This window comes from Candidatus Thiothrix putei, from assembly GCA_029972225.1.
Taxonomy (GTDB): domain Bacteria; phylum Pseudomonadota; class Gammaproteobacteria; order Thiotrichales; family Thiotrichaceae; genus Thiothrix; species Thiothrix putei.
Map to the genome: position 1 here is coordinate 216,494 of CP124756.1, position 19,315 is coordinate 235,808.

The 19,315-nt window shown below is 52.1% G+C and carries 25 protein-coding genes and 1 pseudogene; 12 read left to right on the forward strand and 14 right to left on the reverse strand.

What is annotated here, in order from left to right:
• Positions 1–140: 140 nt before the first annotated feature.
• From QJT81_01065 to QJT81_01075, 3 genes are all read left to right on the forward strand, one after another.
• Positions 141–2,000, forward strand: a complete 1,860-nt coding sequence (locus tag QJT81_01065; protein ID WGZ94610.1) for a hypothetical protein — start codon at positions 141–143, stop codon at positions 1,998–2,000.
• Between the two features lie 148 nt (positions 2,001–2,148).
• Positions 2,149–2,730, forward strand: a complete 582-nt coding sequence (locus QJT81_01070) for a sigma-70 family RNA polymerase sigma factor (protein ID WGZ94611.1) — start codon at positions 2,149–2,151, stop codon at positions 2,728–2,730.
• Complete coding sequence (locus QJT81_01075) at positions 2,727–3,206, forward strand: cupin domain-containing protein (protein ID WGZ94612.1); 480 nt, start codon at positions 2,727–2,729, stop codon at positions 3,204–3,206. Before QJT81_01070 ends, QJT81_01075 begins: the two co-directional genes overlap by 4 nt.
• A 119-nt stretch (positions 3,207–3,325) precedes the next feature.
• On the opposite strand, the gene QJT81_01080 is transcribed toward QJT81_01075, so the two are convergent.
• From QJT81_01080 to QJT81_01090, 3 genes are all read right to left on the reverse strand, one after another.
• On the reverse strand, positions 3,326–3,607 hold the full coding sequence (locus QJT81_01080) for a helix-turn-helix transcriptional regulator (protein ID WGZ94613.1): 282 nt from the start codon (positions 3,605–3,607) through the stop codon (positions 3,326–3,328).
• Positions 3,601–4,095: an NYN domain-containing protein gene (locus QJT81_01085; GenBank protein WGZ94614.1), complete on the reverse strand. Its 495-nt coding sequence runs from the start codon at positions 4,093–4,095 to the stop codon at positions 3,601–3,603. Before QJT81_01085 ends, QJT81_01080 begins: the two co-directional genes overlap by 7 nt.
• 411 nt (positions 4,096–4,506) lie before the next feature.
• Positions 4,507–4,692: a DUF433 domain-containing protein gene (locus QJT81_01090; GenBank protein WGZ94615.1), complete on the reverse strand. Its 186-nt coding sequence runs from the start codon at positions 4,690–4,692 to the stop codon at positions 4,507–4,509.
• Positions 4,693–4,757: 65 nt separating this feature from the next.
• Here QJT81_01090 and QJT81_01095 point away from each other — a divergent pair, with 65 nt between their 5' ends.
• Positions 4,758–5,144 carry an HIT family protein gene (locus QJT81_01095; protein WGZ94616.1) on the forward strand — a complete coding sequence of 129 codons (387 nt, stop codon included), beginning with the start codon at positions 4,758–4,760 and terminating at the stop codon, positions 5,142–5,144.
• Positions 5,145–5,147: 3 nt separating this feature from the next.
• Here the strand turns inward: QJT81_01095 and QJT81_01100 are convergent, their stop codons facing one another.
• Together QJT81_01100 and QJT81_01105 are read right to left on the reverse strand one after the other, a co-directional pair.
• Positions 5,148–5,561, reverse strand: coding sequence for a PIN domain-containing protein (locus QJT81_01100; GenBank protein ID WGZ94617.1), 414 nt, complete (start codon positions 5,559–5,561; stop codon positions 5,148–5,150).
• Positions 5,558–5,809, reverse strand: a complete 252-nt coding sequence (locus tag QJT81_01105) for a DUF2281 domain-containing protein (protein WGZ94618.1) — start codon at positions 5,807–5,809, stop codon at positions 5,558–5,560. Before QJT81_01105 ends, QJT81_01100 begins: the two co-directional genes overlap by 4 nt.
• An 82-nt stretch (positions 5,810–5,891) precedes the next feature.
• Between QJT81_01105 and QJT81_01110 the strand changes: the two are divergent.
• Positions 5,892–6,011, forward strand: a pseudogene (locus QJT81_01110) (HIT domain-containing protein).
• On the opposite strand, the gene QJT81_01115 reads toward QJT81_01110, so the two are convergent.
• The gene (locus QJT81_01115) at positions 6,008–6,904 is read right to left on the reverse strand and encodes an HNH endonuclease (protein ID WGZ94619.1); all 897 of its coding nucleotides are present in this window, start codon (positions 6,902–6,904) and stop codon (positions 6,008–6,010) included. The pseudogene QJT81_01110 and the gene QJT81_01115 overlap by 4 nt on opposite strands.
• Positions 6,905–6,930: 26 nt before the next feature.
• The gene (locus tag QJT81_01120; GenBank protein ID WGZ94620.1) at positions 6,931–7,182 is read right to left on the reverse strand and encodes a hypothetical protein; all 252 of its coding nucleotides are present in this window, start codon (positions 7,180–7,182) and stop codon (positions 6,931–6,933) included.
• A 104-nt stretch (positions 7,183–7,286) separates the two neighbouring features.
• On the opposite strand from QJT81_01120, the gene QJT81_01125 reads away from it, so the two are divergent.
• The 7 genes from QJT81_01125 (at position 7,287) to QJT81_01155 (ending at position 14,514) form a co-directional block, all read left to right on the forward strand.
• The gene (locus QJT81_01125) at positions 7,287–8,798 is read left to right on the forward strand and encodes a DNA phosphorothioation-associated putative methyltransferase (protein WGZ96440.1); all 1,512 of its coding nucleotides are present in this window, start codon (positions 7,287–7,289) and stop codon (positions 8,796–8,798) included.
• 49 nt (positions 8,799–8,847) lie between these two features.
• A complete protein-coding gene (locus QJT81_01130; protein WGZ94621.1) occupies positions 8,848–9,396 on the forward strand; it encodes a hypothetical protein in 549 nt (182 codons plus the stop codon).
• Positions 9,383–10,279, forward strand: coding sequence for a nucleotidyl transferase AbiEii/AbiGii toxin family protein (locus tag QJT81_01135; GenBank protein WGZ94622.1), 897 nt, complete (start codon positions 9,383–9,385; stop codon positions 10,277–10,279). The genes QJT81_01130 and QJT81_01135 overlap by 14 nt, the downstream gene beginning before the upstream one ends.
• A 15-nt stretch (positions 10,280–10,294) precedes the next feature.
• Complete coding sequence (locus tag QJT81_01140; protein WGZ94623.1) at positions 10,295–10,462, forward strand: hypothetical protein; 168 nt, start codon at positions 10,295–10,297, stop codon at positions 10,460–10,462.
• 63 nt (positions 10,463–10,525) lie between these two features.
• Complete coding sequence (locus tag QJT81_01145) at positions 10,526–10,777, forward strand: YlcI/YnfO family protein (GenBank protein ID WGZ94624.1); 252 nt, start codon at positions 10,526–10,528, stop codon at positions 10,775–10,777.
• Positions 10,778–10,838: 61 nt separating this feature from the next.
• Positions 10,839–12,710 (forward strand): NERD domain-containing protein/DEAD/DEAH box helicase, encoded by a 1,872-nt coding sequence (locus QJT81_01150; protein ID WGZ94625.1) that lies wholly within the window; start codon positions 10,839–10,841, stop codon positions 12,708–12,710.
• 91 nt (positions 12,711–12,801) lie between these two features.
• Positions 12,802–14,514, forward strand: a complete 1,713-nt coding sequence (locus QJT81_01155) for an AAA family ATPase (protein WGZ94626.1) — start codon at positions 12,802–12,804, stop codon at positions 14,512–14,514.
• Between the two features lie 9 nt (positions 14,515–14,523).
• Here the strand turns inward: QJT81_01155 and QJT81_01160 are convergent, their stop codons facing one another.
• Genes QJT81_01160 through QJT81_01190 form a run of 7 tightly spaced genes read right to left on the reverse strand, consistent with a single transcriptional unit; the run spans position 14,524 to position 19,167 of the window.
• Positions 14,524–15,186, reverse strand: a complete 663-nt coding sequence (locus QJT81_01160; GenBank protein ID WGZ94627.1) for a histidine phosphatase family protein — start codon at positions 15,184–15,186, stop codon at positions 14,524–14,526.
• Positions 15,187–15,192: 6 nt separating this feature from the next.
• On the reverse strand, positions 15,193–16,236 hold the full coding sequence (gene cobT / locus QJT81_01165) for a nicotinate-nucleotide--dimethylbenzimidazole phosphoribosyltransferase (protein WGZ94628.1): 1,044 nt from the start codon (positions 16,234–16,236) through the stop codon (positions 15,193–15,195).
• Positions 16,224–16,754: a bifunctional adenosylcobinamide kinase/adenosylcobinamide-phosphate guanylyltransferase gene (gene cobU, locus QJT81_01170; GenBank protein WGZ94629.1), complete on the reverse strand. Its 531-nt coding sequence runs from the start codon at positions 16,752–16,754 to the stop codon at positions 16,224–16,226. Before cobU ends, cobT begins: the two co-directional genes overlap by 13 nt.
• 36 nt (positions 16,755–16,790) lie before the next feature.
• Entirely contained in the window at positions 16,791–17,297 is a 507-nt protein-coding gene (gene pyrR, locus QJT81_01175) for a bifunctional pyr operon transcriptional regulator/uracil phosphoribosyltransferase PyrR (GenBank protein ID WGZ94630.1), read from the reverse strand.
• On the reverse strand, positions 17,278–17,724 hold the full coding sequence (ruvX, locus tag QJT81_01180) for a Holliday junction resolvase RuvX (protein WGZ94631.1): 447 nt from the start codon (positions 17,722–17,724) through the stop codon (positions 17,278–17,280). Before ruvX ends, pyrR begins: the two co-directional genes overlap by 20 nt.
• Entirely contained in the window at positions 17,721–18,302 is a 582-nt protein-coding gene (locus tag QJT81_01185; protein ID WGZ94632.1) for a YqgE/AlgH family protein, read from the reverse strand. Before QJT81_01185 ends, ruvX begins: the two co-directional genes overlap by 4 nt.
• A gap of 7 nt (positions 18,303–18,309) precedes the next feature.
• Positions 18,310–19,167 (reverse strand): TonB family protein, encoded by an 858-nt coding sequence (locus QJT81_01190; protein WGZ94633.1) that lies wholly within the window; start codon positions 19,165–19,167, stop codon positions 18,310–18,312.
• Positions 19,168–19,315 lie beyond the last annotated feature (148 nt).

Genomic DNA, 19,315 nt, shown 5'->3' on the forward strand with positions numbered 1-19,315 from the left:
TTAGGATTTTTTTATTCCAGTATCGTGGTTCAATCGTCAAAAAACCGCAATCCAGTTTCTCACTTGCCACGTAATACCCCAAGACAGGTTTGTAAAAAGCCGCGTAACCACGATGACAACGAGAAACTGGAGAGCCACCCATGAATAGCCAAAGCCTAAAATTATCCCCTTACCCGCTGGTCAGTGGGGTCAGTGTGTTGCTGGCTGCCTTGCTTACCGGTTGTAATAACAGTAGCAGCACTTCGGTTGCTGCCAGCGACGGTACAACTGCCACACCAGAAACCCCGGCGGTTTCCCCCGTCGCCTTGGGCAAAACCGTCTTCAGCTACGAAACCTTCGGCAATGAACGTTTCTGGACGGATGCGATGCGCTTGCCGCAAGGCTTGGCGGGCGCAGGCGTCACCCCGCTGGATGCCCTGAATCTGGGGCTGAACGTAAATGTCGAAGCCCTATCGCCGGGGACAGCCACCGCCTTAGTCGGCGCATTGGATCAAATCAAGGCAGGCACATCCCCCAACGATACCGTGCTGGCCAAGCCGGAAGTGACCCTTGCCTTGATCAATGAAGGCGCAGTCATCGGGGTTGTACCCTTCGATGCGGCAGGCCAGCGCAAACCCTTGGGCAGTGATCCCGCGTTCAAAAATGACAGTGTTTTCAACCCGCTGGTCGGCGACCGCATCGGGGTATCGTGCTCTTTGTGCCATGCCGCCACCGATAATTCCGTCGTGCCCGCAGGCTTTGCAGGTCCCGGTTCGGTTGGCAAACAAGTCGATGGCGTGATTGCAGAAAAGCTGGATGTTGGGGCAATTTTTGCCGCAGCCGAAAACCCGCTGGCGTATTTGCCGTTCCTGCAACTCGCGTATGACGCGCTGGGCGATGCAACCTTGGGGCGTGGCAGTTTCGCCGGTATTAAAAGCAGCGATTCGATTGCGGATCAAACCGCCGCTGCCCGCGCATACCTGACAGGCATGACCGCTGAAGGCTTGCGCCATTACCCAATCAGTTCGTTTGACGCGACCCCGGATGGTATCGGTAACGCCACCTACATCCCGCCGTTTTTCCGTACCGACCTTGCCGCGCCGTGGGGTAGCAGTGGCGCATTTGAGAAGCTGGATGATTTCAACAATCTGGTATACACCGTGGCACTCGACCCGACCAGTTTGCTGACCAAAGACGGGCGAGCTTTCCTGAATTTCCTCGCAGGGCCGGTGGGGGATGAAATTGCTGAACGTTATGAAACGGTATTGCGGGCAACGAATGTGATTCCCGATGCCACGACTTCCGACACCATCAAGCCGTTTGTGACCGCAAATGCCACCGGCATGGCGGCAGGTTCGCCGACCGGCCCCGTGGGTTTGCGGGTGGATGAGAGCAAATTGCAGGCATTGCGGGCGTACACCGATCAATTGCAATCGCCTGCTGCTCCGGCGGGTTTGAATCCTGAAAAAGTGGCGTTGGGCGAACAGATTTTCATGATGCCACGCGCTGCGGGTGGGGCAAATTGCATTGCCTGCCATACTGCACCGGATAAGGCGGTGGAAAGTTTTGTGCGCCCCTTGGAACAAATGTACCGCCCTTACAGCAACAATCTGCTGACCTTGCTGGATCGTTCGGAAAAAGGCATTACCAATATCCAGAAAACGCTGGCAGGGGCTGACCCGAATTACGACCTGTCACTGGTGGTGTTGGATGCGAGTATTCGCGGCGAGCCAGAGAGTGCGCCGGGGTCAAAACCGGGTTACGCCAAGCCGTTGTTGCTGGACTTGAATGCCAAGGATGATTTCCTGCATGACGGCTCGGTTGGCGGGGCAACTGCGGCGGCAGGTTTGAACAAACTGCTTGACCCGGCACGTGGCACCGAATCACCGCATCCGTTCTACTTTCCGGGCTTGAGTGCCACGGGTGAGCTGCAATTGGGGCCGTATCTGGGCGATGGTGATGGCAGTGCCGGGCGTGAAGCGTTGACCGAATACTTGCGTAGCCGTACCACTCAACAATAAGCGTTCCGCAACACACTCCCCTGGCTGTCATGGCTGGGGTTTTAAAGCCTGACAGGATTCCCCCTCATCCGTCAGGCTTATTTTTTTAAAATTCGGGATAGAATGCCCCTGTGCTAGACTCACGGAATCGTTTTGCGGGAGAGCATGAATGGCACACGATCAGGCCGAACTTTACCCTTTGCTGGCACAAGTGCAGCGGGGTGATCAACAGGCATTGGGCAGTTTTTACGATGCAACCGTGGGCAGGGTGTATGCCATTGCGCTCAAAGTCACCGCGAATCCGGCGTTGGCGGAAGAGATTGTCAGCGATGTGTATTGGCAAGTGTGGCGTGCAGCGGGCAGTTACAGCGCCGAACGTGCTACCCCGCTGGCATGGTTGTTGATGATGGCACACAGCCGTGCGATTGACGCGCTGCGCAAAGAGTCTGCCACCACCAAACAGCAAGTGGAATTGAGCGATGATTTCGAGGCAGCCGACCCCGATACGCCCAACCCGCTCGATTTAACCTTGACGGTGGAAGCGGACAGTGCCTTGCAAACCGCCTTGCAATTGTTGGATGCACCGCAACGCCAATTGATTGCCTTGGCGTTTTATCGCGGCATGAGCCATCAGGAAATCGCCGCGCATACCGGCGAACCGTTAGGGACAATCAAAACACAGTTACGGCGGGCGCAAGCGATTTTACGCGCCGCCTTAGCGGATTCTTTTCCAGACAGAGGTGTGTCATGAACAGCAATGACGACAACAAGGTAATGACAGACGCATTGGACGCGGACGTAGCAGCATTATTGGCAGAACACCACGCCAGTGCGACCGTGCCTGCCGCGCTGAAGCTGCGGATGCGCACCGCTATGCTGGAAAAAGTGGCGGCAGAAAGCGCGTGCCTGACACCCGGTTTCCAAACCATTCGGGCGGCTGAAGGGGAATGGATACATGCTGTCCCCGGTGCAGCAATCAAAATCTTGCACCAAAGTGCGCATTCCCCCGTGGTCACGTATTTGGCGCGGTTAGAACCGGGCTTTGAAATGCCGGGGCATCCGCACCCCTATGATGAAGAGTGCATTATGCTCGAAGGCGAAATGTGGTTGGGGGACTTGCACCTCAAAGCCGGTGATTACCACTTTGCCGCCAAGGGTGTGTTACATGGCAAGTTGCGGACAGAAACCGGCGCGTTGGTGTTTCAGAAAGGGGCATTGCCGGTTTAAAGTGGCATTGTGTTTGCCTATTGGCTAAGGTTTTTCACTTTTTTGGCTATGTACACGCGGAAAGGTTAGGAAGTTTTTGACCCGTGCCCTGAGCGTAGTCGAAGGGCAGACCCGATACCTCAATCAGCTTTTCCGCCTTTCTTGTTCGCACCCAGCAGTTTAGCGTCCTGCAATTTGCGCCCAAATTCATCATCCTGCGCTACGTTGGCAAGGTCTTCCGCCAGATTCAGTGCTGCCAACATAGTCAGGTAGTGACCGATGGAAACACCAGCATCCCCCTTTTCAATTTTACGCAGGGTGATTGGGCTGATACCGGTGCGTTCGCTGATCAGTTTCTGGGTAAGCTGGCGGCGTTTGCGTGCCAACTCGCGGCGGCGGATATTGCGGCGAAAATTTACCAACTGCTTGGCTTGGTAATGGATGTTCCGGGTATCTTATGAGGCAATTGTGCTTGTGCCATATCGTCCAACTTAAGCACTTTCACCCAATGGGATAAGGCTTTCAGTTCCTTGCAGATATGCCGATGATCAGAGCTGGCAATCGGCGTGACCAAACCCACTCGCACAGCGGGGCAATGCTGGCGAATTGCCTTCAATGCTCCTTCTATGTCGCTGTCATTGCTGCATAACACCACTTGTTCACATTGCCCAAGAAATACTGCTGTCAGCATATCACTGGCAATGTTCACGTCGGTTTTTTTCTCAGTCAGCGTAATAACCCTTGCCATCGTCAACTCTGGTGCTGCCGGAATCGGTTCTGCAAGGCGCAGAATCGGAGTGCTTTTAACCAGTTTCCCTTCAAAGATAGCAATCTTTTCTGGGTGTAATTTGCGTAATGCTTGCAGGTATTGCCGTTGGCGTTGAGGGGATGCGGGATCATCGCACAACAAACCCAATACCGGGCGGTGTAATAACGCACTTCCAGTAATTCTGTTTCTGGCAACAAGAGGCGTTCTTGGAATAGCTTGAAAATATCCAGCCACTTGTAAGGTGTGTGCCGCACTATGCCGTAATACAAGTTGTAGCCGTCAATGAAAACGATGGTTCGCAAAATATTCATTCTCCAGAAATGACAAAGCCGCCCGAAGGCGGCTTGCCGCCCCAAGAGCATTTGACCTAGCCAAACGGTCAAGGGGAGAGTCGTGTTTCTATGATAGGATATTGTAACCGTAACTACAATGCCCAGTTTTCCTCAGCTTAAAACGCCATGTGGCTTCACTGGTTTGCACTCACGGCTGTGGAAAGGCGGTGTATTGGAAATAACGGTCAAATAGGAGAACGGAATTAGCGAGCCGCATACATCAGCACGGCGCGAATATCGGCTGCTTCCAAATAGGGGGAGTCTTCCAGAATCTCTTTGGTTTCCATGCCTTCCGCCAGCATCCCAGCACATCTTGTACACGGATACGCAAGCCGCGAATGCAAGGGCGACCGCCACATTTGCCTGTTTCAACCGTGATGCGGCTTAACAAATTTTCTGATGTCATGTTACAACCCACTTGAGTATTGGTGTTTCCGACTTTGCTGAAACAGTAACATAAGGAGTAATCACATGACCACTGCATCATTTTGCCCGTTCTGCCAACTCGCGGCGGCGGATATTGTGGCGGAAAATGCGTTTCATGTGGTCATTCGGGATCGTTTTCCGGTGTCGTTGGGGCATTCGCTGCTTATTCCGAAGCGTCATGTGGCTTCACTGTTTGAACTTACGGCTGAAGAATTCAACGCTTTGCATGAATTGCTGCATCTCACTAAGCAGCAATTGGATACCCAACACCAGCCCGCAGGCTATAACATCGGGGTAAATGTCGGGGAAGCGGCAGGGCAAACGGTGTTTCACCTGCATGTGCATGTGATGCCGCGTTATGTGGGCGATCAGGAAGATCCTCGTGGTGGGGTAAGGTGGATTTTTCCTGAAAAGGCGGTGTATTGGAAATGACGGTCAACTAATAACATCAAAATTTTTGAGGTGATGACCTGCCTCAATTCGATAGACAAAAAAATCATTACGGTCGGTAGTGAATACTCGGTTTGTTTTTAAGCATTGAGCGGCAACAACTAGCGAGGCATCCGCTAAATCCATTGGGCGGTCGATGTATTTTTCCATCAGGTTTAGAGCTGTTTCAACACCAGCATCATCCATCAGCCATACTGCCAAGCCATTCCGCGCAATGAATTGTCGTAAAGCCTTACTTCCTTGGCTGTCAGGGCAGAGCAGGTGAAATACTTCAGTCAAGACAGGCAGTGTTGTTACCATCGGCTCGTGCAATGTTTGCATGATTTTAGTGCAGTGCTTGTGGTACGGATCTTGTGGATCAAACAGGGCGACTAAGGGGCCAGTATCGACCAAAATCATTGTTTGTGTTTCCGCAACAAGAGTTCACGTATGCCTTGTTTGGCGCGGTTGGAAGGAAATTGTGCGTATCCACCGACTCCCAAATCTAGCGTTTGGTAGATAGCAAATGGGGTTGAACTCGCGGGCTTTGCGGCGGTAACAGGTGCTTGGTATTTGGCAAGCATGAATTCTACGAAATCCAGTATTTCTTGCTGGATATTTTCCGGCAAGGTACGTGTCTGGCGGATAATTTGGTCAAACGTTTGCATGGCACTTACCTCTCTGTGTTGTATGGTATGAGTATACGCCAAGGGTTGCGCTTAAGTCGAAGTCACGTCCTAAAAATAAGCGGCAGGGCAAACGGTGTTTCACCTGCATGTGCATGTGATGCCGCGTTATACGGGCGATCAGGAAGATCCGCGTGGTGGCGTGCGGTGGGTTTTTCCTGAAAAGGCGGTGTATTGGGATTAGCGATACTTGCCTTGGAACACCTCGCGAATATGCCAATCCGTAAATTCGGTCTGCGGTGCATATAGCGAATTGCGCGGTTTCAGCAGTGCTTTGCCGTCGAAATTGAGCACCCATTCTTGAAAGCCACCATGTCCGTTTGCTTTTTCTGACACTACGATTTTCTGCTCATTGGAAATGGCTAACGCGCCACGGTCGAGCAATTTATGGTGCAAAGAGCAGAGTGCCAAACCGTTGCTTTCAATATCGGGGCCACCTGCTTGAAACCATTTGATGTGGGCGGCTTCGAGCGCAATTGGGGTGTTTTCCATGCGTACACTGAAATTACAAATAGCGCAGCGGTAGTCGTAAGCCTCCAGTATACGGCGGCGAAATGTTGGGTCACGCTTGGCACGTTTTTGCGTGGTGAGTTGCGGAATTGCTTCAAAATCCAAGCCGACTTCATCCAAAATATCTTGATGGACAGACGACGGGAAATTGTCCTCCAACAATTGTATCGCTACTTGTTGCAGCAGTTCTGCATTGGTTTTTAGCAGGTCGTATACCTCTTGAGTGAAGCCTGCTTCAACGTGGTTATCGCGCAAATACTTTTTGCTGATGCTGCCGGATGCGGTCAAAACGCCGGTAGAACGCGGCATTTCCCAAATCAGATCAGACTGCAAATGCCAGAACGGTAATTCGGGGTAATAGCTGGCGCGGCTGGGGCCGAAGTCTTGCAATAACTGTGTGAGCTTTGCATCGATCTGATCAAACGGAATTAAACGCGGTAACTCGGCATGAATACGCCCTAATGCCAATAGCAGCAATAGTGGTTTGTGCGGAGCGCGTTGGTCGCCTTTTTTCCAGACGTTTAACGCGGTGATGCGGGTGATGAGTTCTTGCGCATTCATTAACATAGCCCAGTATCGTTTAGTTGCGCAGATTATACGCCATCTTGCGACTCATTTTGCAGTGCAAATGCTTTCATGAGAACAGCACGGCGTGTTTCCGTATGATCGCTAAACCCACGCGCTGCCAAGTCACGTTCAAGTCCTTTTTTGTCATATTCACTCAGATACCCGATATGAGCCATTAATACACCAATTATTTTATCGGCTTTCTCCAACTCGAATAAAACGTTATCGGCTAAGTCGATATTGTTTTCTAAGAATTTTTCAGCCGCTTGTTTTCTCATTAGTCCTTTCCTTGTTAGCGTGTCGGCGACTTCTATCAGATTGCGTATGTGAGTGTTAGCACTTGCCATTTTATAGTCCTTGATCGTTTTAGTGTTCGTAAAAACTGGAGTTTCAGAGCCACTGGTATAGCACAAGTTGTTCTCCCAAAGCCGAACGCGCCGCCCGCCTCACCAAAGCCGACAAAGAACGCGCCTTCTACGAACAACACGCAGCCTTATTGGATGCACTCTGGCTACGCTGGCTAGAACTGGGCAGACCACCCCAAGACGACGAATTCCCCGACCTTGCCGCCAGCAAAGACCTGTTCGGCACAACACAACGCGCCCTGAAATTCCTGCAACGCTTCCAGGGTGATGAACTGCTGAAACTCGCTTTCGACAGCCGCCGCGATGACCTCACGGTGTACTTTGCGATGCGCCGTTTCGACCAACAACGCATTTACCGCCACTTGCCGGAAAGCCTCAAGCGCGATGTCAAAGCCTTCTTCCAAAACTACCAACACGCCCAAACCGACGGCGAACGCCTGTTATTCTCAGCGGGCAACCCCGCGTTGCTGCGCCAAATGTGCCAACAAGCCGCCGCGCAAGGCTATGGCTATCTCGATGAAGAAGGCGCATTCACCTTCCACACCGCACAAGTCGTGGCATTGCCGCCGATTTTGCGGGTCTACATCGGTTGCGCCACCTTCGTTTTCGGTGACGTGACTTCTGCCGATTTGCTGAAAATCCATGCCGAATCCGGCAAATTATCGCTGATGAAATACGATGACTTCGAGGAATCGCCCCTGCCACGCTTGCTGGAACGCATCAAAATCAGCCTAGTCAATCAACGTTTCGAGTATTACAAATACGGCGACACCTACACCCCGCCTTACTTGTACCGAAAAGCGCGTTTCCTCACCCCCGATTTCCCGCACTACGCCGAACAACTCGCCTTTGACCAAGTGCTGGCAACCCACCCTGAATTTGCCTTAGACGGTTACGGAATGCCTCTCGAACAATTCGATGCCACCTTGCAGCGTTTACGCTTGGCAGTCGTGGGCTTTGAACTGCAACCCGCGCAACATACCCCCGCGTTGGATGACCCCTGCGGTCAATACCACACCTTCCGCGATTTCATCGAATGCGGCGCAACCCAAGCCAACACCGGCTTACCCAACCTGCCCAAACAGCCTGACACCTATAACGCACTCGCCGCGCTTGCCCTGCACATTATCGACCCGGTAATGGATTACTTTGGCGGTATCGAACTCACCTACGGCTTCTGCTCCCCCGAACTCGCCAAACACATCAAAGGCAGCATCGACCCCAAACGCGACCAACACGCCGCCCATGAAGTGAATACCCGTGGCAACCTGATCTGCGAGCGCAAAGGTGCAGCCTGTGATTTCATCGTCCCCGACGAAAACATGCTGGAAGTCGCGCAATGGATCGTGCAAAACACCCCGTTTGACCGCCTGTATTTCTACGGCAACGGCAAACCGCTACACGTCAGCTACAGTGACGCACACAACCGTGCCATCGTGCTGATGTTACCGGGGAAAAGCGGGCGGCTCGTGCCGAAGGTGGTGACGGCGGAAAGATTCAGCGAAATAACCATTGATTGCCCTCGTTAAGTCTACATTGAGCTACACTAAGCGTAACTTCATGTAGACTTAAATTGCGATGCAACCGATTAAACACTTGGCAAATACGCTCAAAGCACTGGCTAACAGTGAACATTGTTTGTTCACCTTGAGTGATTTACGTGGCGCAATGCCGGAGCAAACCCCTGCTGCATTCAAGGCATTACTCAGTCGTGCAGAACAGACTGGCTTGCTTAAACGCATTTGCCGGGGTTTATACCTTTACCCAGAAACTTACGCTAACGATGGCTTGCTGTTGTATCGTGCGGCGGCGCGGTTGCGGGCGGGTGAATTTAATTACATCAGTCTGGAATCAGCCTTGAGTGATGCGGGGGTTATTTCTCAGCTTCCCATGAACTGGGTTACGCTGATGTCATCGGGACGCACGCATATTATGGATTGTGGCAACTTCGGCAAGATTGAATTCATCCACACCAAAAAGCAGGCGGCAGATTTGGCAAACCAACTGGTTTACGACACCCGTTGCCATTTATGGCGGGCAAATGTGGGATTGGCATTACGCGATATGAAGCGCACCTGTCGCGATACGGATTTAATTGACTGGAAGGTTGCCCATGAATTTGTTTAACCAGCTTGTTTCCCAAGCCATGCAAGAGCAAGGTGATCTAGCCCCGTTACGCACCGTGGTGGAAAAAGAGTTGCTGCACCATGACATTCTGCGGGAGATGGCGGAAGCGGGGTTGTTGAGTCAATTGACTTTCATCGGTGGCACTTGCTTGCGGGCGTGTTACGGTTCTAACCGTTTAAGCGAAGATTTGGATTTTACCGGCGGTGCTGATTTTCAGCGTGAAACCCTGAGTCACTTGGGTGCGGTATTGGTTGAACGCTTACGGGTAAAATACGGTCTTGCGGTTGAAGTCAGCGAGCCAAGCCGCGAATCGGGCAATGTGGATACGTGGAAATTACGGGTGATTACCCAGCCGAAACAACGGCATTTGCCTGCCCAGCGCATTAACATCGACATTTGCGCTATCCCCAGTTACGACAAACGCCCGCAGGTATTACGCAACCATTACGGGGTGGACATGGGAACATCCGGTCTGATCCTGCAAGCCGAAAGCCGTGAAGAAATTCTTGCTGACAAATTAGTGGCTTTCGCGTTACGCCCCAACCGCATCAAAAACCGTGACTTGTGGGACATCACTTGGTTGCGACAACAAAATATTCAGGCTCCATTAGACTTGGTAGCAAAGAAGGTGATTGATCATCGCTATGCGACCCAACAGTTTACGCAATTGATGGCACAACGTTCCCAGCAGTTGCGTGATGACTCTGATATTCATCGCTATTTTGTGCAGGAAATGCGTCGTTTTCTCCCCACTGCTGTAGTGGTGCGCACAGTAGAAAATACCGCCTTCTGGACTTATCTGGCAGACACCGTGCGGGGCGAATGTGCGCGGGTTATGCAATTTTTAGAGGCGGGTGATACAGCTCAGCAGTTTACGATGTAAGATTTTCCCTGAGTTATGCTTTCCTACTGCCTGTATTTCTACAGCAACGACAAACCGCTACACGTCAGCTACGGCGATGCACACAACCGCGCTATTGTGCTGATGTTACCGGGGAAAAGCGGGCGACTCGTGCCGAAAGTGGTAACAGCGGAAAGATTCGCCGCGATGACAGCAGAGGTTTAGTTTAAGCAATTAACACCGTAAGAGACTTGCCAGACCACTACGAATGGTTGTACATATGACACCATGAAAACACGAATTGCGAATAAACTGACATTGCGTTTACCCCAATCATTGCATGAGAAGATCAAAGAGCTGGCAAAGGCGGATGGTGTCTCGATCAATCAATTTTTGGTAACAGCGGCGGCTGAAAAAATGTCTGCCTTGCTGACCAAAAATTATTTGGCACAAGAAGCTGCTCAAGCCTCTCGTGCAGATTTTCTCAAGGTCATGCGTGCTGTACCGGATGTTGAGCCGGAGGCGTTCGACCGTTTGTGATCGACTGTTGCCGAGGAAGAATGAGCGGCTTAATCAACTAAAAATGATAAAAAATTGAGTTATGGCGAAGTTAATCCCCTCTTTACAAAGTTGTCTCAACCGCATGACTTCCGGCGAAAAGCGTTTTGCGCGGCGTTTGGAGCAGTTATTGGAAGATGATTACCTGTGTTGGTATGAGCCGCGTGTGGGTGAAGGTTTTCGCCAGCGTTACGCCGATTTCATTATTGTGCATCCCTGGCGGGGATTATTGCTGCTGGAAGTCAAAGATTGGAAGTTGGATAGCATTCAGTCTATCGACAAAGCCTCAGCGACCTTGCTAACCCCGCAAGGCGTGAAAACCGTCACCAACCCGCTGGAACAAGCGCGGCAATGTGCTTATAAGTTGGTGCAGCAACTCGAACAAGACCCGCAATTGATTCAATACGCGGGAAGGTATCAGGGCAAATTGGCATTCCCTTACGGTTATGGTGTGGTACTGACCAATATGAGCCGCCAGCAGTTTAGCAATACCGATTTGTCAGCCGTGTTGCCGTGGAATCGCACCCTGTGCAGTGATGAAATGCTGGAAAATACTGACCCGGAAGATTTCCAGCAGTGTTTGTGGAATATGTTCGATTACCAATTCAGCAAACCGCTGACCGTGCCGCAATTGGATCGCATCCGCTGGCATATTTTCCCAGAGATTCGCATTGCCTCCCAAGGCAGTTTGTTTGCTGACCCACCGGCGGACGTTGCGGACAAACCCCTCGAAACTGTGTTGCCCGATATTCTGAAAGTGATGGATCTGCAACAGGAACAACTGGCTCGCAGCATGGGGCGTGGGCATCGCGTCATTCACGGGGTTGCCGGTTCTGGCAAAACCTTGATATTGGCGTACCGTTGTTTGTATCTGGCAAAGGTGTTAGCCAAACCCATTTTGGTGCTGTGTTACAACATTGCATTAGCGGCGCGGTTACGGGCATTGATGCAAGAAAAAGCCATTGATGACAAGGTGAGCGTTTACCACTTTCACGATTGGTGCGGTGAACAATTGCGGGCGTATCACATCGACCGCCCAACGGAACACGGGCTTGAGTATCTGGATGCGCTGGTGAATACCGTCAGTGCTGCGGTGGAAAATGGGCGTATTCCCAAAGCGCAGTATGGCGCGATTATGATTGACGAAGGGCATGATTTTCAGCCCGCGTGGTTAAAGCTGATTAGCGGCATGGTTGACCCGGAAAAGGATTCCCTGTTGTTGTTATACGATGACGCGCAGTCGATTTATCAGCAAAGTAAAGCGTTGAAGTTCAGCCTGTCCAGCGTGGGGATTCAGGCACGTGGGCGCACCACGGTGCTGCGGCTTAATTACCGCAATACCGATGAAATCTTTGGGTTTGCTTATCAATTTGCGCGGCAATACTTGCAACCGCACGACAGCGACGATGACCATATACCGCTGCTTGCCCCTGAAATGGTGGGGCGGCACAGCTTTGCGCCGGTCTGCCGTTTGTTCCCCAGTTTTGCGGAAGAAACTGCACGGGTGGTGCGTTGGTTACGCCAATGGCATGAGGAACGCGGAACCGCATGGGCAGACATCGCGGTGTTGTACCGGCATTATCAACAGGGCGCGGCGTTGTGGCAGGCAATACAGGCGGAAGGCGTACCTTGTGCTTGGTTGCGCGATGCCGCGAGTAAGAAAGGTTTTAACCCGGCGGACAATACTGTGAAGCTGATGACCTTCCACAGCAGCAAGGGATTAGAATTTCCGCTGGTCGTGGTTGCGGGTCTGGGTTTTATTAGTGCGGATGCAGAAAGTGCAGTCGACGAAGCCAAGCTATTGTATGTCGCGATGACCCGCGCTACTGACCGTTTATTGCTGACTAGCCATCAGGAAACGGACTTTACGCGAGTCTTGCAAAGTAAAACCACTTCCGTAGCAGTAACGCTTTAGCCGTATTCGATACCCAAGCCAAACAACAGAAGCAGTTGCCTCCCTATGCTATGATTTTCCTACCGTGAGCTTTTAGGAACAAAGAACCGCCATGAAAATCCCCTACGGTCTGAGCAATTTCAAAGATGTCATCACCCAAGGCTATTATTACGTCGATAAAACCGACTATATCGCCAAGCTGGAAGAAAATGGTAAATACCACATCCTGCTGCGTCCGCGCCGTTTCGGCAAGAGCCTGTTTCTATCCGCATTGGAACATTATTACGACATCGGCTATCAGACTGATTTTGATGCAATTTTTTCAACGCTTTATATTGGCAAGCACCCCACAACGCTCAAAAGCAGTTACCAAGTACTGTTCATGGAATTCAGCGGAATTGCCACTGAACAGGGGTTTGAGCGCTTATACCAAGACTTTGACCGAAAAATATCCATCTCACTGCAAGCCTTTTTACGGCGCTACGGTTATCCGCCGGATATGCTTGCGCTGGTCGATAGCGAACCCTCTCCCCACGCGAAAATGGAGCAATTCTTCAAACTTGTCGCAGAGCAGAAAATTCTGTTGCTGATCGACGAATACGACCACTTTGCCAATAGCATTCTGGCGCAAGACCTGAAATTGTTCCAAAGCATTGTCGGCAAGGGCGGCTTCTTGCGCAGTTTTTACGAAACTCTCAAAACTGCCACACAACGCGGCACGATTGACCGTTTGTTTATTACGGGGGTTACGCCGATTACGCTCGATAACATGACTAGCGGGTTTAATATTGGCGAAAATATTTCCCTGCATAAAGACTTCAACGCCTTGATGGGGTTCACCAAAGCGGAAGTGGAACAGTTGCTGCAACCCTTAGTGAAGGCGTGCCAGCTTGATGCTAGCATACTGATGGCGGATGTGACCCGTTGGTACAATGGCTACCGCTTCCATACCAAAGCACAGGAGAGCCTTTATAATTCGGATATGGTGCTGTACTTTGTGAAAAACTTTGATGCAGAGGATTGCGCCTACCCTGCACGGATGCTGGATGACAATATCGCCTCAGACTACGGCAAGCTGTTGGGCATGTTCAGTATCGGCGACCGTGACGAAAACTACGCCGTGCTGGACGAGTTGATCAATACAGGGCAGGTGATTGCTGAGCAACGCCGTAAATTCGACTTCGACAAGGGCTTTGATCGCGACGATTTTATCAGTTTGCTGGCGTACATGGGTTTTGCCTCCCTGCAAGGTCAAACCCTTTCCGGCGAAATCTTTGGAATCCCCAACCATGTGATGCAGGAATTGTATTTCCAGTACTTCAAAGTCGAATTGGAACGCCGCAACCAGATCAGCATTCCCAATCGTGCGTTGCGGATGGCGCTGGAAACCTTGGCGTTGCATGACAATATCCAGCCACTGGCGGATGAGATGCAACGGGTACTGCAATTGCTCTCCAATCGCGATTTTACCAATATGGATGAAAAGCACGTCAAGACCCTGCTGTTAACCTTGCTATACCAAGTGTCGTTCTATTTCATTCAGAGCGAGCGCGAAATGAACCACCGTTATCCCGATGTTTTGCTGTTGGAGCGCAGCCCGTTTGCCGTCAACCACCAGCACCTGATTGAGTTAAAATACGCCAAGAAAAGCGATAAGGAAAAGGGGTGGGAAGCCAAACGGCAGGAAGGCATTGCGCAGGTGCAAGGCTATTTGCAGTTGCCAGAGATTGCCGCACTCCCCAAACTCAGTGCATGGGTATTACTCACGGATGGGGAACGGCTAGATGTGGTGAAAGTGCAAACAAATCCATACCTATCGACATAACCTGCGGATTCAGGCGTGCGGCAAGCCATGCCCCACCAATGAGGTTTCACCATCAGGATAAGTCCGCACCCGGGTAAGCTGTGCGTACCCCACTTCAAAGCGCAAACTGCGCTGATACAAAATATCCAGCACCTTTGCCAGCACCACGCGAATCACGCCTGCATGAGTCAGCAGCAAGATATTTTGCCCCGCGTAGCTGCGTTGCAGTTCATCCCAGGCTTGTTGCACGCGGTCAATGAAGTCTTCCATCGCCTCGCCATTGGGGGCAATGAAACGGCGCGGTTGATACCACAATTGTTGCATCAGTTCGGGGTATTGTTCCCAGATGTCGCTTTGGGATTTGCCGATCCAATCCCCGAAATCCATTTCCCCGAAACGTGGGTCAACCCCAAATGGGCAGCCGAGGCGTTGCGCCAATAAGCGGGCGAAATCGTGGCAGCGGCGGTTGGGGGAGCTGATCACGATGTCCCATTGCCCCGCTTGGGTGGCAAGGGTTAATTGCTTCCAGCCGTGATTACCCAGTGGCTCGTTGCTGGGGGCGCAAAACAAGTTGGGGGTGACCACTTGCCCATGGCGTAACAAGTCCACCGTGGTGGGGGTGGTGATTGGCGCGGGTTGTTCTGGCGCTACGTCGGGCTGATCAGCCTGAGTTTCGTGGGTTTCGTCTGTCATCGTGTCTCACAGTTTTCCGGCTACGGCGGCTTCCGCAAACGTCGCCATGTGATTGTGTAAGGCGCAGGCCATGCGCAATAAGGGGACGGCAACAGCAGCACCACTGCCTTCGCCTAAGCGTAAATTCAAATCCAGTAAGGGGCGTTGTTGCAATTCGGCAATCGCAAAGAAGTGCCCAGGTTCGGCAGAGGTATGGGAAAGCAGTAACCAGTCAGCGACGCTAGGTTGCACATTAATCGCAAGCAGCGCGGCGGCAGTGCTGATGAAACCATCCACCAATACCGGCAAACCGAGTTGTGCCGCCCGGATGTATGCGCCGGTGATGGCGGCTATTTCAAACCCACCGAGGCGGCGTAAGACTTCCAGCGGGTTGTCGAAATGGCTGCGATGTTGGTTGAGAATACGGCGGATTACATTCACTTTATGTATCATACCATCGCGGTCTAAACCCGTACCGGGGCCGGTAGCATCGAGTATGGCGACATCCAGCAGGGCGCAATAGATAGCAGTGGCGGCAGTGGTGTTGGCAATGCCCATTTCGCCTGCAATGAATAGATCCGCATTGGCGGCTTTAGCACGATCAGCCGCATCGGCTCCGGCTTGCAGGGCAAGGCTTAATTGGGCTGTATTCATGGCCGCATCCAAGGCGCTGTTAGCGGTGCCATCACCAGCACGTTGGCTGATGAGATTGGGGTGCGTGAGTGGGGTTTTCACGCCGACATCAATGATTTCCAGCGTTGCGCCGAGTTCACGTGCCAAAACGTTGATAGCCGCACCACCGTTGAGGAAGTTATGTGCCATTTGTGCGGTGACAGCTTGGGGGAATGCGGATACGCCTTCATTGGCTACGCCATGATCAGCGGCAAACACGCTAATGTGGACGTTATCAACGCGGGGTTGCTCCCGCCCTTGCAAACCCGCCAGACGGATTGCAACCGCTTCCAATTCACCCAACGCACCGGCTGGTTTGGTCAGTTGTGTTTGGCGCAAGTGGGCGGCTGCGGTCATTGCTGCATTGGGCGCTTGAGCCGGGGTGTTTAGCCATTCCATGAGATCACTCCTTTCAACGGTTGTGGTAACCCTGCCACCATGAAAATTACGGTATCCAATTGTGCGGCGAGTTGCTGGTGTAATTGGCCTGCATGGTCGACGTAACGGCGGGTTAATTCGCCTAATGGCACAATGCCTAAACCGACTTCGTTACTGACCAGCAAAATATCAGCGGGTAAGGCGGGCAAACACCTTAGCAACGCGCTGGTTTCGGTGTGCAGGCGGTCGTTATCGTTTAAGCATAGCAGGTTGCTGAGCCAGAGGGTCAGACAATCCACCAGTAGTAAGCGTCCGGGTACTGCATGGTTTTGTAGGGTGGTCGCCAGCGCTAAAGGTTCTTCCAGGGTTTGCCAATGGGCAGGGCGGGAGGCACGGTGGTGGGCAATGCGGCTGTGCATTTCAGCATCATGGGCTTGAGCGGTGGCGATATACACCACGTCGCGCCCGGATTGTTGCGCAAGGGTTTCCGCATAACGGCTTTTGCCAGAACGTGCACCACCGAGGATCAAGGCTTGCATGGGCGTTTCCTGTGAATAACAACAGGAAAGCGTGTATCAGCTTGCCACTAATTGCAAGGTTAACGGCTCAGGGCCGGTCACTTGGTAGCGGAAATGGCTGCCGGGTTCTTCCCGTAAGGCAACGATTTGTGGCTCGATGGGGAGTTCACGCCCCTCACGGGCAATTAGCACAATGGCCGTAATGCTGGCAGGGCGACCGAAGTCGAACAACTCATTCATCGCACCACGCAGGGTACGCCCGGTGTAGATGACGTCATCGACCAGCAGCACATGGCGGTTTTCAATTTCAAACGGCAGGTGGGAGGGCTTTTGTTGGCGGTGTAACCCTACTTGATGGAAGTCATCACGGTAGAAGGTGGCGCTGACTGTGCCGAGTTCTTCCGCTATGTGTAAGCGTTGGCGCAGTGCTTGGGCTACCCACACGCCTGCGGTGTGTAAACCAACAATAACGGGGTTGGTAATGCTTTTTGCTTGCATCCACGCACGGATTTGCTGTTCGAGCTGGTCAAGTAAGGCGTTGATATTATAGCTTTTGCTGTCCATGGGTGTATTCCTGCATCCAGCTTTCCAGAATAATGGTTGCTGCTATTTGGTCAATTTCTTCTTTGCGCACTTTGCGCTTACGCCCTACTTGCCGGGCCTGCTTGAGACGTTGTTCGGCTTCGAGGGATGATAGTTGCTCACTGACGACATCAACAGGAAGGTGGTAACGTCCTTCCAGTTGGCGGATAAAGCGTAAAATCGGTTCCTGCATAGCACTGTCGGAGCCATCCAGTTTGCGTGGCATTCCCACCACTAAGCGTTTCGGTTGCCATTCTTGCAGGCAACGGGTAATCGCGTTCCAGTCGGGTGTGCCATCGTGCGCCTGAATGGTGGACTGGGGTGTCGCAATACCGGTGAGGGTATTGGTTATCGCCACGCCAATTCGTGCTTTACCATAATCAAAGCCTAGCACGGTTATGTGACTCATGCGTGACCAGCCGCAACGCCTAACAAATTAACATCAATACCGAGTGTGCGAGCTGCCCCATGCCAGCGTTCCTGATAAGGCATTTCAAACAGAATATTGGCGTGGGAGGGGCAAGTCAGCCAGACATTTTCTTTCATTTCGTGTTCGAGTTGCCCCGAACTCCAACCCGCACAGCCTAATAACAGCAAAAAGTGTGCAGGCCCCCGGTCATGGGCGATGTCTTGCAGAATGTCACGCGACGAGGTAAGCGCTAAATCCTCAGCAATACGCAAGGTGCTATCCCAACTGCGGCTGCCATCATGCAGTACAAAGCCTTGTTCGGCTTGTACCGGGCCACCGCTGAGGGCATATTGCCCCGCAATGTGGGGGTCATCAATGATAATGTCGAGTTGCTCAAACAGTTCACCCACCGTCATTTCCAGTGGGCGGTTGATCATCACCCCAAAGGCACCGAATTCATCGTGTTGACAGATCAGGCTGACCGTATGCTCAAAGTTGGGGTCACCCATGTTTGGCATGGCTATCAGCAGATGATTGCGTAAATTGAGGATGTCTTGGGTCACAGTTGTTCCGGTCACGCTCTGGCTATTGGGTGTTTAGGGTTCCGCTGTGGAAAATCCACGTGCGGGTGATGTTCAGTTGATCCCACTTACGGCGAATTTCATCGGGCAATGCGGGGTAAGGGCCTGCGAGTTTAATAATACGCAGCGCGGCTTTGTCCAGCACGTCATACCCTGATGATAGACTAATTTGTGCATCAACGACACGCCCGCCATGATCCAGTGTCGCATTGAGAATGAGTTTGCCACTGAGGTTGCGCATGATGGCTTCTTCAGGGAAATTGATATTGCCAATGCGTTCGATTTTCTTGACCCACGCGTCGATGTATTCGGCTTCGACCGCACTTTTGGCACTCACTGCATCAATGAAGTGGATGCGTGGGCGACGGGCATAACGGGCTTCGTCCTCATCCATTTCAGCGAGTAATTGGGCAATTTCCTCGGTCGCATCGGTGCGTTCTTCGGCGACGGGTACGTCCTCTTCCTCAACCGGTTGTTCGGGTGTCTTGTCGACACGTTTGAAGGTTTCTCCTTTCGTGGTGAGGATTTGCGGCGTCAGTTTGAGCGGGGTATCCGGTGAACCGGCTTCCGACTGCACCGGCGATTCGCCGCTGGTTTCGATAGGCAGAAGCGCAGCCAATGGGCTTTGCGGGCGATTCTTTTCGTCGCTGCTGCCGCTGGCTTGCTGGTTGGCTTGTGCAATAAAGTCCACCACATCGGGTGCTTGTTCGGAATGCGTCTGAACAAGGGTAATATCCAACACGGGTGCTAAGCGGGTGTTTTTGCTGATTTCGGGTAGGAAGCCCACGCCAAAGATCAACAACAGGTGCAACAGCGCTGCAACAGGGAAGGTTTTGGCTAACGGTTCGTCAGCTAGGTTCATTGGCAATACATGCATTGTTATAGTACGCAGATAACGTGTCCCACGGACAGGATATTGTTTTTAATATTACCCTGCTTGCTTTTTTTCAAGGTATGCCCCTTTGATTGAAGGTATTCTAACACTTTTCAGAGCCGATTGAGTAGAGCCT